Annotated in this window: 8 protein-coding genes; 4 read left to right on the top strand and 4 right to left on the bottom strand. The window is 44.5% G+C overall.

The window, feature by feature from the left end:
- The first annotated feature begins 312 nt into the window (after positions 1 to 312).
- On the top strand, positions 313 to 3,141 hold the full coding sequence (locus tag AAEO56_RS05745) for an AsmA family protein (protein WP_341696068.1): 2,829 nt from the start codon (positions 313 to 315) through the stop codon (positions 3,139 to 3,141).
- 94 nt (positions 3,142 to 3,235) lie between these two features.
- On the opposite strand, the gene AAEO56_RS05740 is transcribed toward AAEO56_RS05745, so the two are convergent.
- A complete protein-coding gene (locus AAEO56_RS05740; protein ID WP_341696067.1) occupies positions 3,236 to 4,135 on the bottom strand; it encodes a NifU family protein in 900 nt (299 codons plus the stop codon).
- A 254-nt stretch (positions 4,136 to 4,389) separates the two neighbouring features.
- Between AAEO56_RS05740 and AAEO56_RS05735 the strand changes: the two genes are divergently transcribed.
- From AAEO56_RS05735 to AAEO56_RS05725, 3 genes are all read left to right on the top strand, one after another.
- A complete protein-coding gene (locus AAEO56_RS05735) occupies positions 4,390 to 13,461 on the top strand; it encodes a choice-of-anchor L domain-containing protein (RefSeq protein ID WP_341696066.1) in 9,072 nt (3,023 codons plus the stop codon).
- A gap of 230 nt (positions 13,462 to 13,691) precedes the next feature.
- Positions 13,692 to 14,684 (top strand): PorP/SprF family type IX secretion system membrane protein, encoded by a 993-nt coding sequence (locus AAEO56_RS05730; protein WP_341696078.1) that lies wholly within the window; start codon positions 13,692 to 13,694, stop codon positions 14,682 to 14,684.
- A 65-nt stretch (positions 14,685 to 14,749) separates the two neighbouring features.
- Complete coding sequence (locus tag AAEO56_RS05725) at positions 14,750 to 15,265, top strand: gamma carbonic anhydrase family protein (protein ID WP_341696065.1); 516 nt, start codon at positions 14,750 to 14,752, stop codon at positions 15,263 to 15,265.
- 3 nt (positions 15,266 to 15,268) lie between these two features.
- Here AAEO56_RS05725 and murI read toward each other — a convergent pair whose 3' ends face one another.
- The 3 genes from murI to AAEO56_RS05710 form a co-directional block, all read right to left on the bottom strand.
- On the bottom strand, positions 15,269 to 16,051 hold the full coding sequence (gene murI / locus AAEO56_RS05720; protein WP_341696064.1) for a glutamate racemase: 783 nt from the start codon (positions 16,049 to 16,051) through the stop codon (positions 15,269 to 15,271).
- Between the two features lie 65 nt (positions 16,052 to 16,116).
- Positions 16,117 to 16,626 carry an OmpH family outer membrane protein gene (locus AAEO56_RS05715; protein ID WP_341696063.1) on the bottom strand — a complete coding sequence of 170 codons (510 nt, stop codon included), beginning with the start codon at positions 16,624 to 16,626 and terminating at the stop codon, positions 16,117 to 16,119.
- 46 nt (positions 16,627 to 16,672) lie between these two features.
- Complete coding sequence (locus tag AAEO56_RS05710) at positions 16,673 to 17,815, bottom strand: OmpH family outer membrane protein (protein WP_341696062.1); 1,143 nt, start codon at positions 17,813 to 17,815, stop codon at positions 16,673 to 16,675.
- Positions 17,816 to 17,850: the final 35 nt, after the last annotated feature.

Raw genomic sequence — 17,850 nt, 5'->3', positions numbered from 1 at the left:
TAAAACATCTTTGTCTATTAGTTTCAACAAAGAACTTACGCTTATTTTCTTTGGCATAATCAAGTTTATAAATCTAATATATGAAAATATTTCAATGAACTTTTGTCTTCCGAACACCTATGTTTTAAGAACCTTGTAGGTCTAAAATTATTAACAATTACACCTACAAGGTTTTTAAAACCTTGAAGAAGCAAAACCCGGAACACTGAACTCCAAACCATGAACATTCTTCGTTTATACTAACGTCAAGTTAAATAGCAAGCCTTATTAACAGTAAAAATCTAATTTTATTCGCGATTAAAATAAGGTTCCATGAAAACATCCGCAAAAAAAATAGCACTCAAAATAGGGAAGTGGCTTGGCATATTCATTGCCTCGGTATTGCTGCTGATGTTCCTCATACCGCTGCTGTTTCCAGGCATGGTTTCGGAGCAGGTAAAGGCGCTGGCCAATAAAAGCCTTGCAGGTGAACTGAACTTCTCCAAATCAAAGCTTTCCTTCTTCACGCATTTTCCATCGCTCACCGTATCGCTGGACGATCTTTCCCTGAAAGGTTCGGCTCCGTACCAAAATGATACGCTCCTTAAAGCCGACCAGGTGGCCTTTGGCATCAACCTGAAGCGGCTGATTTTCGACAATGAAGTGAAGATCGATGAGCTTTATGTTTCCGATGCATTTATCAATGTAAAAGTCAACGATAAAGGGGAGGCCAATTACAATGTGTACGTATCCGAAAAAGACCAGCCTAAAGATACCCTGTCCGAAGGAACGGCCATCAGGCTTGACCGCATAGATCTCGACAATTGCCACATCAAATACAGCGACCGTTCGGCCAAGATACTGGTAGATGCTTATGGATTTAATTATTTAGGCAAAGGCGACCTTAGCGAGGATGTATTCGACCTCCGTACCGATGCACGTATCGATTCCGTTGACTTTTATTATGACCGTGTTCCCTACCTCGAAAAGAAAAGCCTTCGTGCCGACCTGATTACCCGTATCAATACTAATTCCCTATCCTTCATCCTGCAAAAGAACGAGCTCAAAATAAATAAGCTACCGGTAGAATTTACAGGAATATTTACGATACTCAAAGATGGCTACAACATCAACATTGATGCGGCTTCAGAGAATACAACTGTTAAGGATTTGCTGTCGGTTCTGCCGCCGCAATACCTTACCTGGCTCGATGAAACCAACATACAAGGCCGCAGCGACCTGCTGTTTACCTTTAAGGGGCGGTATAACGCTGCCACAAAACAACAACCCGACCTTGGTTTTAACCTGAAGATCAATGACGGGTCGGTAGAATATGACGGCGCACCGGTACCGCTTACCGATTTTAACCTCGACCTGAATGCTATGCTGCCTTCACTCGATGTCGAAAAGCTGAATATCAACCTCCGAAAGCTCGACTTTAAGGTTGGAGACAAAGATTATTTCCATGCCTTTTTACAAACGAAAGGTCTTACTGAAATGGACGTTAAGGCCAATATAAAAGGGACGCTCGACCTGAAAACCCTGGACGCGGCGATAGGGCTGCAAAACATGGACCTGAAAGGCATGCTCAGGGCCGATATTGAAGCCGACGGGCAATACAGCGCCGAAAAGAAACTATTCCCCAAAGCCAAAGGCGGTATCAACCTGCAAAACGGCTGGCTTAAAACCGATTATTATCCCAACCCGATCACCGATATAAAATTTGTGGCGAATATTCAGAACGGCAATGGCACCTTTGAAGATTTAAAAGTAGCTGTCACCCCGGCATCATTCGTTTTTGAGGGCAACCCCGTTTATGTAAATGCTACAGTTTCCGACTTTGCCGACCTTTTTTACGACGCACGCATAAAAGGCGAATTGAATGTTGGGAAAATATATAAGGTATTTAAACAGCAAGGGCTGGATGTTACCGGCTATGCAAAGGCAGATCTTTCATTGAAAGGCAGGCAGAGCTACGCCACCACAGGGCAGTATGATAAGCTGAATAATAAAGGAACCCTTGTGCTGAAGAACATAAAAACAACTTCGGAGCTTTTCCCGAAAGCGTTTTTTATAAGTGAGGGTTATTTCACCTTCCAGAATGAGAAGATGTGGTTTGATAAATTCAGGGCGAATTATGGCAAGTCGGATTTCTCCATAAACGGCTACCTGCTCAACACCATTAATTATTTCCTCGAATCGCACGGCACATTGAGCGGAAACTTCAACCTGAAATCGAAATTCATTAAAGTGGATGAATTCATGGCGCTTAAGGAAGGCGAGAACAAAGACCGTAAGGCCGAGGTAGAATACGCAAAAGAAGACCACCCGAAAATGAGCGGCGTGGTAGTACTGCCAACCAACCTGAATGTTTCGCTTGTCGCTAATGCCGATAAGGTAGAATATACAGGATTGGTACTCAACAATCTTATAGGAAAGGTAGGGATATCCAAAGGCAGGCTCTTCCTCGAAAACACCAATTTTAATATTATTGGATGCAAGGTAGGCATTGATGCCAGCTATAAGAATGAATCCCCGACGGCGGCCAATTTTGATGTTCATTTTACGGCTAAGGATTTTAGCGTAAAGCGGGCATATAACGAGATACCGTTATTCCACGACCTGGTTACCGCTGCAGAAAAAGCAGAAGGTATCATCTCGGTCGATTACAAGATAAAAGGCGACCTTGACGGGAACATGAGCCCTATCATGCCTTCTCTCGATGGTGGTGGGACGATTTCTTTGCGGGATGTAAAAGTAGTGGGTTTAAAGCTGTTTGGCGGCATAAGCTCGAAAACAGGCTCCAAAGAAATGGATAACCCGGATATGAAAGGCATCACAGTAAAAACGACAATAAATAATAACCTGATCCATATTGATGATTTTACCTTTAAAGTAGCTGTATTCAGGCCTACCATAACCGGAACCACCAGTCTCGACGGCCTTTTGGACCTGCGTATGCGACTTGGCCTGCCGCCAGCAGGGCTGATAGGGATTCCTATCGTTATCACGGGAACGCACGAAGACCCGCAAATAAAAGTTTTCAGCAAAACCGGTAAAAAAATACAGGAAGCTATTTACAACGAAAAGACGAATACACTGGTAAAAAAGGAAAAAGTAAAGAAAGGTAAGGACATCGATAAAAATAAGAAGGAGCGTTAACCTGTCATTCTGAACGGAGCTTGCGTAGTGAAGAATCTCAAGTTATATTAGAGATTCTTCCTTCATCAGAATGACAGGAAAATCCTTTAATCATTTATGCGTTTATGGCCTCGACCTTAATATCCTCATCGTTGAGCATGTCTTTCAGCATGTTTTCGATACCGCTTTTCAGTGTAAACGTAGAAGAAGGGCAGCCACTGCAGGCCCCCTGCAATATTACTTTCACACGTTTGTCGGCTTCATTGTAAGAATCGAAGGCGATATTGCCACCATCGGCTTGTACTGCTGGCTTCACATATTCTTCAAGTATGTTGATAATGCGCTGCGACGTAGTGTCAAGGTTATCAAAATATTCTTCCTTCTGTTTTTCTGCCTGTGGGGTAGCCTGTATCAGCGATTCGTCAATAACCGTTTTGCCATCTTCTAAAAAAGTGCGGATAAAACTGCGCACCTCTGCGGTAAATTCATCCCATTCGGCAACGGCATATTTGGTTATCGAGATATAATTCTCGTCAATAAATACTTCTTTTACGAACGGGAATTTAAAAAGCTCACGGGCCAGTGGTGAAGCAGCGGTTTCGTCAATGCTCTTAAACTCTGCTGTAGTCTTTGTCAGCATCCTGTTGGATACAAATTTCAGCACCGCCGGATTCGGGGTGGCTTCCACATATACGGTAGAAGGCTGTTTCTTGCGGCTTTCCTCTTCTTCGATAACAATCTGCCCGCCGCCGTTTACAAAGTTGGCAATCTGCTCTGCCACATCCTCCTGTACATCTTCCCACTCTACAATGGAATATTTTTCAATTCCGATAAAATTGCCGGATATATAGACCGTTTTTACGAACGGAAGGAAGAACAGCTGTTTGGCAAGGGGCGAATTGGCCGTTTCGTCAATATTCTTATATTCAAAGTTCCCGCTTTTGGCAATGAAGTCGGTGAATTCAAACTTCACTATTGCAGGATTTTGAGTGGGTTTTATAGTTATATTTTCCATGATTTAAAATTTTATGCAAAATTAGTGTAAAAAAACGTGATAACGCAGGTAGGGTAATTTCCACTTAAAATGTTATTCCTAAAATTTACCCGTTACTATGCTTTTTTTTGTAATAAATTTAAAGTAATTTGTGATTATTTTAAATTTTAAGGGTAAAGTATTACCGAATATTTATATTTGATTCCTTGTAGAATTAATATTTATTTATCATAATTAAATACCACTAATACTACGCTGATTATAAAAACTGCTATATGAAAAAACTACTACTAATTTTGTTCTTATTTTTAGGGGCGATTACCGCAAAAGCGCAGTCAAACATATCTGTATTCAGTACAAATCCCACCAATGCTTATGTTCAGGGCGATGTGCTTACCTATACTGTTATGGTGACCAATACCGGCCCACAGCCTGCCCTTAACGTACTTGTTTTTATGGCCATCCCGCCGGATATCCCTATGCCTCCGGGAATTATGAAATTCTGGTGGACTACCAGCCTGGAAGGGCCTCCCGCAGTGGTACACACCAATGTGAACCTGAACCACACGATACCTACATTGGCCGTAAATCAAACCGTTACTTATACTATAAATATAAGGATACCGAGTGATTATGAGCAGGACCTGCAGGATGTAAGGGTTACCTATGCCACACGGTCCGACCTTGAGGTTATAAATACCAACAGCCAGGATAATTATGTGCCGGGATCAACATCGGTATATACCGTTACCGTTACCAACCACGGGCCTGAAGATGCTACCCTTGTGAGAGTGTTAGAGCCGATCCCTGCCGGTATAACCCAGTTTTCCTGGACAGGCAGCAATGGATCTTCGGGTACCAATACGGCATTGAACAACCTGATAAACCTTCTGCCGGCAGGCGAAACGGTTGCCTACACAGTGACCCTGCAGGTGCCAGCTACATTTACAGGCAATTTAACCACGCAGGCAAGCCTTAACGTCTCTGTGACCGACCCGACACCTGGCTGCACGCAATGTACAGACACAGATGCGCCAAATTCGGCCAACCTTGTGGTGCAGAATACCAACAACCAGGTTAACTACCTTCCGGGCCACGAATCTGTTTATACCCTTACGGTGAGTAACACCGGCCCCTATGCAGCATACAATGTTAACGTAGCCAATGCTATCCCTGCAGGCATAACACAATTCTCATGGACCGGCAGCAATGGCTCGTCGGGTACTGATGAAAATTTGCAGGATACCATCGCCACCCTTGCTATGGGCGAAACGGTTACTTATACCATTACCCTGCTTGTCCCTGCAGATTATACAGATCCTTCTGTCATCAGCGAAGCAGTAGTGAGCAGCCCATCTGATGCTGATTTTGCCTGTACAGCCTGTATTGATACCGATACTGCGCCTGACGGGCCAAATGTTATTGCAGACCTTACCGACGGGCAGGAGTTTTATACGCCGGTCCCGGGCAACTCACTAGTATATACTTTGGTAGTTACGAATGACGGCCCCGGTGATGCTGAAGACATCGAAGTGGAGTTTGGTTTTGACGCAGCTTCTACCGGTGCTGCGATCAGTTGGACCTCTACAGAAGGCGGCTCGGGATCGGAAACAGGTACAGGCCAGCTTCCTATTGAGACAATACCGCTTTTGGCCGAAGGCGAAAGCATAACCTATACTATTACAGCAGGCCCATGGCCGGATGCTTATATCGATCCTATAACCGCAGGAGTAAGTATCAATGTGGGCACTGTGCCTGCTACGGTACACTGCACCCAGTGTTCGGATACCGATATTGCCGAATATGCCGATATTACAGTAACCAATACTAACAACCAGGACTACTACCTTGCAGGCGGTACAGCGACCTATACCGTGACGGTAACCAATAACGGCCCTGCACCGGCGGCCAACGTTCATGTGTCTAACGCTATTCCTGCTGGTATTACCGCTTTTTCATGGACAGGCACCAACGGATCGGCAGGTATCGATGCAGCGCTTGATGATACTGTTGCAGCACTGGCTTCCGGTGAAACAGTAACCTATACCATAACAATTACGATACCTGCCGATTATTCGGGCGATCTCGTTAGTGAAACAGCAGTAACATCAGACACCCCGGATCCAACTCCTGACTGCACCGCGTGTATTGATACCGACCTTGAAGCAGCCTCAGCAGACATTGTAACCACAAAAACACTGGCAGGCGGCACGACGTATACTGCCGGTACCAATGCGATATATACTATAACAGTTCATAACAACGGCCCATCGCCGGCGCTGAATGTATCCGTGCAGGATATGGTGCCTGCAGGCCTTACAGCAGCAAATGCATCATGGACAGGAAGCAATGGCACCAGCGGTACAGGAAACCTTACTGATGTTATAGCGCTGCTTGGCGTAAACCAAACGGTAACCTATAATTTTACCGTACCGGTGCCGAGCAATTTCAGCACCACAACCAATATCGTAAACACAGTGAGTGTAACCAGCCCAACACCGGACCCTGTTCCCGGCTGTACAGCCTGTACGGTTACGGCAACGCCTGCGCCAAAGGCCAACCTGGTAACGCTTAAAACAGACGGTCAGGATAAATATCTGTTAGGTGAAAAGGTAACCTATACCATAACCGTTTCCAATCCCGGGCCGAGCGATGCCTACAATGTGCATGTAACCGATGCTAAACCGGTAAATATTGCCGTAATGTCCTGGGCAGGTAATAATGCCGGTGGCCAGGGTGCAATGGAGAATTACATAAATGTATTGCCAGCCGGGGAAAGTGTAACCTATACCGTTACGATTACGATACCAGTCAATTATGATGTATCTACTTACTTATTATCGAATACAGTAGTAGTAACATCAGACACGCCGGACCCTGTGCCAGGGTGTTTTGGCTGTAACGACAGTGATACGCCACGCGGTAAATTTGTAACAGTGAGCCAGGACCAATATTCGGTTGAAGAACTTGTGAGGGATGTACTTATAGATATACAATGTGTTGAAATTTCAAATATTACATCGAGTACAGGTCCTAACAATGCGGGAATTGGTTATTTTGAAAGGAATAACTCTACGTTTCCTGTAAAGAGCGGTATCATCCTGCAGGCTGGAAATTGCATGCAGGCAGGTGGGCCAAATACAAATGCACCGCTTAGCACAGGTAACTGGGGCGGCGATGCCCAGCTTCTCAGTTATATACAGGGGCTTGGTTTTGACCCAGGCATTACCAGCTATAATGACGTTTCGAAAATTGAGTTCGATTTCGTGCCGCTGTCAACAACCATGAGTTTCGACTTTGTTTTTGCTTCTGAGGAATATGGCGATTTTCAATGTAGTTATTCCGATGCCTTTGCTTTCTTTTTGACAAATACAAGCACCAATGTTACCACAAACCTTGCACTGGTGCCTTCAACAACTACACCTATTGCAGTTACAACTATCAGGCAGTCAATGTATAATACTTCATGTGGCTCTGTAAACCCAACCTATTTTGGGGCGTTTTATGGCGAAACAGCTACTGCGCCTGCTGCTGTAAACGCACCTATAAATTTTGACGGACGCACCGTGCTCATGACAGCGTCATCTACTGTAACACCGGGTACTACCTATCATATAAAGCTTGTAATTGGCGACAGGAACGACAACGCCTGGGACTCTGCCGTATTCCTTGCTGCCGGTAGTTTTGATATAGGCCAACCGACACTTCCGGAAGACCTTACTATTGCGACAAACACTGCGCTTTGTGACGGTGAAGATTTTGTACTGACCCCCGTGGTTACAGGCAGCGTGCCGTACAGTTTTACATGGGAAAAGGATGGCGTGCTTATTTTAGATAATGGCGGGAATCCTGTAACTACATCTACTTTAACGGTTACAGAGGCCGGTCTGTACACACTCCTTGCCAGTACTCCTGCATCGCCGGACTGTAACATTAGGGAAGATATCCTGATAGAGTTTTATGCTTCGGATGATGCGAATGATCCTAATGACCTTAGTGTATGTGGCGATGGGGATGGCACTGCTACTTTTAACCTTGAAGATAATACCGATGTTATGTTGTCAGGTTTTAGTGATCCGATATTCTATGAGGTTTATTATTACCATAGCTTGGAAGAAATTGAAAATGACGATCCCGGTATAATATTTCCTGCTAATTATGAAGGTACTGAGGGTGAAGTGATATTCGCTAAGATCCAAAGGTATGACAACGATTGCAGGTTTCTAAGGACATTCCAACTGCACATTTTAGATTGTAATGTACCGCTTAACCAGCCTGTAACAGTGCACGTGTGTGAAGACGCGCCATACGATGATATTGAAATATTCGACCTGACAAGCCAGAATGATTTTATGATGGCGCAATTGGATGACCCTTCAATATATACGATAACCTACCATCACAATCAGGCTGATGCCACATTAGGAGAAAATGATATTACAAATCCTGAAACGTATTCGGGAACTACCGAAACGATATATGTAAGGGTGCAGCAAACCGATAATGAATTAGCTTACGGCACTACGCATTTCGACCTCATAGTAACGCCGCAGCCTTTCTTTGAAGACCTTGAAGATGTAGAGATATGTGACAGCTATGTATTGCCTGTATTTGAAGAAGGTAATTACTATACCGAAGCCGGCGGCCAGGGAGATGTACTTGCCGATGGTACGGTAATCACTACCTCACAAACCGTATTCAGGTACCAAAGCAACGGAACCGATCCGTATACCTGTACTTACGAGAACAGTTTCGATTTGATTATAAATCAGACCCCTGTGGTAGATACCCCTGAAGATGTTGAGGTTTGTGGCAGTTATGTGCTTCCGGCCCTTACAACAGGCGAGTACCATGATGCAGCTAATAACGTTATCCCGGTGGGTACAACGATAACTGCTACACAGGATATAACCATCAGCGCCCAGACAGGTACTGACGTTATATGCTCGGATTCCTACACATTTACTGTAAAAATAAATAATGCACCAATACTGGTTCCGGCCACTCCTCTCGAAGTTTGTAATGATGATTTTGATGGCATGGCGGTATTCAACCTCGTACCGGCAGGAACTGAGGTTATGAACGGTGCCAACAACCTGACTATAACCTATCACCCTACATTAGATGATGCCGAAAACGGTACAGGCGATATTGATACTCCGGCAACGTATAACAGCGCTCCGGGAAGCATTTTCATAAGGGCTGTAGAAACAGGCACCAGCACCGACTGCTATGCTGTAGAAGAAGTACAGCTTATTATACAACCACGGCCTGCCGTGCCTGTAGTGAGCGATTATGTAGTTTGTGATGACAACAACTCGCCTGATGGTTTAGAATTTTTTGACCTTACTACAAAAAATGCCGAAGCTACCAGCGATCCCGGGGCAACCGTATCCTACTATACGTCTCAGGCAAATGCCGAAGGCGATATAGAGCCAATTGCTGATGATACTAATTACCAGAGCGGTAATGCCCAGGTGTGGGTGAGGGTAGAAAGCGACTTTGGCTGCTACAGCGTGTCATCGTTCGAGCTTGTTGTGAATCCGCTTCCGCTGGTAGCTACCAACCTTGAGCCGCGCTACGCTTGCGAAGAAGAGCCGAACCAGGGCTTGTTCGACCTTTCAGAAGTAGATGAGCTTATAACAATGGGTGCATCGGGTGTAACAGTAGCCTATTATGCAAGCCTTGATGATGCGGCGGCAGGAGAAGATAATTACCTTCCTTACCAATTGCTTTCAGGTACAACTACTATCTATGCAAGGATCGTGAATGTGGTAACAGGCTGTAAAGTAATAGGTACGGTACAGCTGGAAGTGCTTCCGGCACCTATAGCGCCAAATCTTGCGCCGCTTGAAGAGTGTGACCCGAACAACGATAATGTAACAGTATTTAACCTTGACACGGTGATCGACCTGATCGAGGCGCAGCTGGGAGGCACAGTTACTGCTATACCGTTTGAGACTTATGATGATGCGTTTTTTGATGCATTGAATAATGCCATACAAAACACGGGTGCTTACACCAATGTAGAAGCCTATACTACCAATGGCGTACAAATTCTTTACATAAGGGTAGAATCATCTCAGACTTCCTGTTTTGACATAGCGGAACTGCAGCTGATAGTGCACCCGGTACCGGCAGTTACCGAACCGGAACCTTATGCGCTTTGTGATAACAGTCCAAATGATACCGATGGCAGTGCAATCTTTGACCTTACCACACTGGAGGAAACGATACTTGGCGGGCAGGATCCGGCACAGTTTACTGTAACTTTCTATAGGGATTCAGTCCTGATCTCAACTCCTGCAAGCTTCAACAGCACAACGTATACGATAACGGCAAGGGTAACCAATAATGCTACAGGCTGCTTTAAAGAAGTAGATGTTGAGCTGGTGGTGAATCCGCTCCCGATAGCCAACAACCCGGTTCCATACACTTTATGTGATGAGAATGCGCCCGGCGATGAGATTGAGGTGTTTGACCTTACTACAAAAATACCTGAGATTATAGAGCTCCAGGATGGAATCAATGTAACATTCTTCAAAAACTACAATGATGCTGTAGCAGGGACAGGCCCAAGCCAGATACTTAACCCGGAATCGTACACGAACGCAGCAGCTGTTGAGACGATTTTCGTGAGAGTTGAACTGGAAGAAACCGGCTGCTACAGGATTGTGTTGCTCGATGTAAGGGTAGAGCCTGTACCGGTACTTGTACCGCCAACGGATGATGAACTTACCGTTTGCGATACCACAGGCCTTGGCATTGGCGAGTTCGACCTCGAAGCCCTTGTGGAAGACATGGTGAACAACGGCCCGAATCTCGTGGTAACATTCCATACGACCTACCAGGACGCAATAGACGGCAACAACCCGATAACCGGCGACCTTGCCAATTACCACAACATAAATCCGTACATGCAGTTTGTATATGTAAGGGTAGAGAATATTGTGACAGGATGTGTAAGGCAGGAACCTTACACACTAACCCTGATAGTTGAGCCTGCACCACAGGCGCCGGAAGACCTTGAGGACCTTGTGCAGTGTGATGACCAGGATAATAACGGACAGGATGGCAAAGCCTATTTTGACCTTACCGTTCAGGACGCGGTTATACACGCAGCAATGCAGACTACACCGGACACGCTTACGATACATTATTTTGTAAGCGAGGCTAACGCTAATAACGGCGCGCCAAGGATAACCAACCCGGCACACTATTATGGTACCGATGGCCAGACGATATGGGTGAGGGTGGAAACGCCGGATACGGAATGTTTCAGTATCACAAGTTTCGATCTTGAACTGAATGAGCCGTTGCTGCTTGAAACACCGACTATGCTGGTTTTATGTAATGAAGACTTGCCAAATGACGGTATAACGATTTTTGACCTTACCACAAAAGACGAGGAGATATTGGGCGAATTTGGAATAGGCCAGGGTATGACGGTAACCTATTTTGAACAGGATCCGAGGACTGTTGTATCGGCAGCCCCTATACAAAATCCGGAGGCTTATCAAAACAGTGAGCCTAATGTGATGCCTATAAACAACCCGAGGACACTTTATGTAATGGTTACTACACCGGAAGGATGTAAAAGCTATACAACACTGACTATAAAAGTGCTGCCGCTGCCACAACCGGATATAAATCCGGATCCGCTTGTATTGTGCGACGTGAACGGTTCGCCTGACGGGAAAGAGATATTTGACCTTACCGATGCCGAAAGCGACATAAGAAATAATGACTTCAATATGGTACTAACCTACTATGAAACAGAAGAGGATGCCAACAACAGGACAAACCAGATAACCAATAGTACGGCCTATAACAGCGGCAATGCTACGATCTGGGTGAGGGCAGAGGCCAACACTGGTAATGCTGCCGACCCTGTATGTTACCGGATAGTATCTTTCGAGCTGATCGTAAACCCGCTTCCAGCACTGGGGGTAGCAGGTGTGATAGCACCGTATGCAATATGCGAGCAGAATACAGATGGTATCGCTACCTTCGACTTCAATACCCATATGGATGAGATACTTGGAGAAGATGCTAATCCGGATGATTATACGGTTACCTTCTTTAGTAGTATGGCCAACATGGGCAATAACATAGCAATGCCTTACGTTTACACTAATACAAGCTCACCTAACCAACAAGATATATTTGTACAGGTGATCCGTAATGATACCGAGTGTGAAACATGGGCGCCACTTACCTTAGTGGTAGAAGAAGCAGCGACCGCCAACCCGGTAACAGAGACGTTCTTTGAATGTGATTATGACGGAACCAACGATGGCGTGTTTACGTTCGACCTTACCCGTGCCGATGCCGATGCTCTTGGTACACAGGATCCGGCCGATTATAGTGTAACCTATTATACGACACCGGAAGATGCTGAAGCAGGTACGAACGCAATAGCGAACCCAACGGCCTATCAGAATGTCGGGTCGCCGGATTACCAAATGATTTGGGTAAGGGTAACTAATGAATCTACTGTGAGCGGATGCCACGAGGTAACTACCTTAGAGCTGTTCGTGGAACGCATACCGGAACCGGAGCTGACAACAGACCATACTACCGTTTGTATCGATTTTGTAACCAATGAGCCGGTGCGCTATGCTACAATAAGTTCTGGCCTTGATGCCACACACACTTTTGTATGGTACCATGACGGTACAGTGATGGCAGATGAGACCGGGCCGACAGTTATAGTAGGGCAGCCGGGCAGCTACACGGTAGTTGCTACAAGCGCTACAGGCTGTGTGTCTGACCCTATAGATCCTGTAGTTATAGAGAAGAGCGGCCCTGCAAGCCCGATAAATGCCGATGGCTTTGTTACAGGCAACCCGTTTGGGGATAACCAGGTGATAACAGTATTGGTTGAGGGATATGGCGAATATCAATACAGCCTTGACAATGGGCCGTGGCAAAACTCAAATGTATTTGAGAATGTATCGGCATATCCTGTAGACGGTGAAAATCCAGGGCACAGCATTCGCGTCAGGGATACAGCAACAGCAGATCCGTGTGACGACCTTGAGCTGATACTCGACCTGAAGGATGTGAGCGTTATCGATTATCCGAACTTCTTCACACCGAATGGGGACGGCTATCATGATACCTGGAATATCTTCGGCCTTAACACCGATGAGAACAGGGATGCTAAGATCTATATCTTTGACCGCTTTGGGAAGTTGATGAAACAGATAAGCGCTGCAGGCGAAGGATGGGACGGGACCTTTAACGGTTACCAGGTACCGGCAACAGATTACTGGTTTACCGTAGAGTTCACAATTGAGGGCCAGGTGAGGGAATTTAAAGCTCACTTTGCGCTCAAGCGATAAGCAAAATGTACAGTTATAAGGATGCTGTCAGCAATGACAGCATTTTTACAATATTATTAGGATTAAATTACCAACCTAACACAAAAATTTATATATTTGACCGCGAAGGAAAAATGCCAATAAGGGAAAAATGTATAGTAGCAGCAATTTAGCTACGTTACAGCCATCTTCTGACAGGATAGTTCCGGAAACGGTTTGAAATGTCATCTCAATTAAACGATAAGGTTAACATGAATTTTAAAAAGATTTATCTAATTTTTGGATTACTATTAGCGCAGGTATCTTTTTCACAGGAAGGTATAGCTGTTTATTCCGATTATTTGTCAGACAACTTGTACCTGCTGCACCCTTCAATGGCAGGAGCTGCAAACTGTGCCAAGATCAGGCTTACCGCACGCCAGCAATGGTTTGGGCAAAGCGACGCGCCGCAATTGCAAACAATAAGCTTTAACGGCAGCGTAGGCCCACAGTCTGGTATTGGTATTATTGCCTTTAACGACAAGAACGGATACCATTCGCAAACCGGTGCAAAATTAACGTATGCTCACCATATCCGCTTTTCAAGAAGCGACGATGATTTGAACCAATTATCATTCGGTATGAGTGCAGGCCTTATTCAGAGCCGTCTTGACGAAAGTGAATTCGATCCTGAGTTCGACCCTATTGTTGACGGTGGGATGAAGCAAAAAGATTCATACTTCAATATTGATATAGGTGCTTCCTATAACTACCTTGATTTCTTTGCGCACTTTACCGTTAAAAACGTGTTGGCCAGCAAAAGAGATATTTATACCGATATTGAAAGCGATAACCTTAAAAAGTATTTGTTGAGCGTTGGTTATGTATTTGGCCAGCAGGAAAGCCTGCAGTGGGAACCATCAATTATGTTCCAGGCAGTTGATGAGACTAAAGAGAAAACCATTGACCTTAACCTTAAAGTATATAAGGAAATGGATTTCGGAAGGCTTTGGGGCGGACTTTCATACAGGAGGAGCCTTGATGGCGCACAGTATGTTGACGGCAACGGTACTTCTGAGCAAAACCTGCAATATTTTACACCGATCATTGGTATAAACTATAAAAACTTTATGTTTGCTTATACATACTCGTACCTTACAGGAAACGTGAAGTTTGATAACAGTGGGTTCCACCAGATAACTCTTGGTGTCAATCTGTTCTGTAAGAGAGAAAGGTATCATTGTAACTGTCCTGCAGTTAACTAATTATAAAGTAGATATTATTAATTCCGTCCCGATAGTTTTTTATCGGGACGATTTTTTTTACGGTTATGGTTATAAAAGAAGTTAATGGGAAATATCCCCAGATACCCGAAGACTGCTTTGTTGCAGAGAATGCCACAATTGTGGGGGATGTGGTTTTAGGCTCACAATGCAGCGTTTGGTTTAATGCGGTGTTAAGAGGCGACGTGAACCATATTAAGATCGGGAACAAGGTCAATATCCAGGATGGGGCCGTTATACATTGCACGTATCAGAAGCATCCGACAGAAATTGGCAACAATGTCTCTATAGGGCATAACGCTATAGTGCACGGCTGTATCGTAAAAGATAATGTGCTGATAGGTATGGGGGCTATTGTAATGGATAATTGCATTATAGAGAGCAATACCATAATTGCAGCCGGTGCTGTTGTTACCCAAAACACGGTTGTAGAATCCGGTACAATATATGCAGGTATACCCGCAAAAAAAGTGAAAGATATCGATGCTTCCGATTTTGCCGGTGAAATAGGGCGTATTTCTAATAACTATGTAATGTATTCTTCCTGGTTTAAGGAAGAATAATTCCTAAAAGTCTTTTTGCTCAACAGTGTATTTGTTACCGAGTATCTCCTTGAGTACGGCTGGGTTGGCATTGGTATAGAACAGGGTTTCAGTCTTTAGCCCGGAAACATTGAGCATGCTATCCGCTTCAAGTACTTTTTTGGTTTGCTTTGCTACGGCTTCGCCCGAGTCGATGATCTTCACATGCGGGGGGAGTATTTCTTTAATCTGCGGAACCAGATAGGGGTAATGGCTGCAACCAAGCACAAGGTAATCTACATTAGCTTCAATCATGGGTGCCAGGTACTTTTGAAGCAACTCTTTTATCGCATCCGATTCCAGCTTGCCTTCCTCAATTAACGACACGAGGTTATAGCCTACCTGCTCCACGACATTAATGCCTGTAAATCCGGAAATGGTTTTATTGAACAGCTCGCTCGAAAGTGTGCCTTTGGTGGCCAGTATACCTATAGCATTCGTTTTGGTATGGATGGCTGCTGGTTTTATGGCGGGCTCTATGCCTATAAATGGTACATCATATTTCTCCCTTAATTCTTTGATAGCATTTGTGGTTGCGGTATTGCACGCCACTACAATCAGTTTGCAGTTTTTTTCCAGAAGGTATTCCGTATTCTTGCAGCTAAGGGCAATGATTTCTTCTTTTGTTTTTTGGCCGTATGGCGCATTTTTGCTGTCGGCAAGGTAAATGGTATTTTCTCCGGGAAGAAGGCTGTGGATCTCTTTCCATATGGAAGTTCCGCCAATTCCTGAGTCAAATAATCCGATAGGGCTTGTGCTTTTGTCCATTTTACAAATATAAAAAAAACGGCTCAAAGAGAGCCGTTTCTATAGTATAAGGTTGTCGGGCGTTATTAGAACCCAAGCTCTTTTTTAACGTCAACAGTAAGATCCGGGCCATCAGATACAAGAACGCCGCCTCCTGATGATGAGTCAAGTACATACTGATAGCCTTTCGCTTTAGCAACTTTCTGGATTGCAGCTTTTGCTTTTTCGATTATCGGTTTGTAAGTGTCCTCCTGCTTTTGCTGAAGTTCTTTTGAAGCGCTTTGCTGGTATTCCTGGATCCTTTTTTGCATATCCTGAACTTCTTTGCTGCGGGTTTCGTTTACAGCCTCAGTAACAGTAGCAGCTTCTTTCTCATACTGCGCTACTTTATTCCTGAATTCAGTAACCATTGCATTATAATCGGTATCATACGTTTTTGTAAGTTTCTCAAGCTGGGCATTTGCTGTTTTCATATCAGGCATAGCCGCCATAAGCTCGTTCACATTGATATGTGCTACTTTTGTCTGGGCAGAAACTGTCTGGCTGATTCCAACTAAAAGTAGTGCAGCGATTAATAAAGATTTCATTTGTTTCATCGTCTCTAAGGTATTTATAATTAATTTTTGTTTTTGATGTTCTTGTTTATTCAGGGTCATTCGTTTCAGACGGGGCTGCCGGGGTAGTTGTTGCCGGCTTGGTTTCTGCAGGCGTATTCTTTTTTTCTTCCTTTGCCAGTCTTGCCGCTTCCCTGTCGGCTTTTATTTGTGCCTTTCTTTCTTCTATTGCCTTTTTCTTCTCTGCATTTTTTTGCTCACGTTCTGCTCTCGCGGCTGCGGCGGCATTCTGCTTTTCTGTGGTTTTTGCTGAGCCTTCTTCAGGGGCTTCGTTTGCGGTTGTTTTTACTTCCCTTTTGTTGTCACCCTGTATTGCATCATCGCCCTCATTTGCTTTTGTTGATGTAGCCGGTGTATCATCTGCAGACTTGGTGTCTGTTGTATTCTTGCTGGCAGGTTTTGTAGCAGGAGCAGTGCCATTTTTCCTGGCTTCTTTTTCCTGTTTCAACTGTTCGCGCTTTGCTTCATAAGCTTCCCTTTTAGCTTCCTGGGCTGCTTTTTTCTCTTCTATTTTTTTATCTCTTTCAGCTTTCTTATCCTCAAGTTTTTTCTGCCTTTCTATATGGTCAGGATTCGACTGGAGCTCTTCTTCTTTTTCCTGTGCTTCAAGCTTTTTCAGCTGGCCTTTGCTCAATGTTTCCTGTTTTGATGCGCGTTCCATCCTTCTTAGTACCAGGTCGCTTATATCGTGCTTATTGGCTGCAAAAAGCATCGTAAGGTCGGATGACTTATCAAAAACAAAATCATATTTCCGTATTTCAGCAAGATCCTGAACGATAGTGAATATCTGGTCCTGTATCGGTTTTACCAATACCGACTTTTGGGTGATAAGGTCGCCTGTAGGTCCAAATTTCTTTTCCTGGAAATCCAACAGCTCTTTTTCAAGATAAGCAATCTCTTCTTCCCTTTCCTCAATAAGTTCCTTGGTCAAAAGCGCCCTTTCCGACTTCAGGCCATCGATAAGCTTATTTATTTCACCTCTTTTTACATCTATTTCCTGTTTCCACTTTTGGGCTTTCTGCTCCAATTGGTTTTTTGCCTCGGCATAATCCGGCGCCTTGTCAAGAATGTAGTTCATGTCAATATAGGCGATCTTTACACCCTTCGCGCCTTGCGCAGCTGCCACCAGGCAGCTCAGAACCGTAACCAGTGATAATAAGTATTTTTTCATAGCCTTTTTACGTATTAGAAAATATCATGCCAATT

The sequence above is a fragment of the Flavobacterium arundinis genome (assembly GCF_038289855.1).
Taxonomy (GTDB): domain Bacteria; phylum Bacteroidota; class Bacteroidia; order Flavobacteriales; family Flavobacteriaceae; genus Flavobacterium; species Flavobacterium arundinis.
This window is presented reverse-complemented; position numbering and strand designations above follow the sequence as displayed.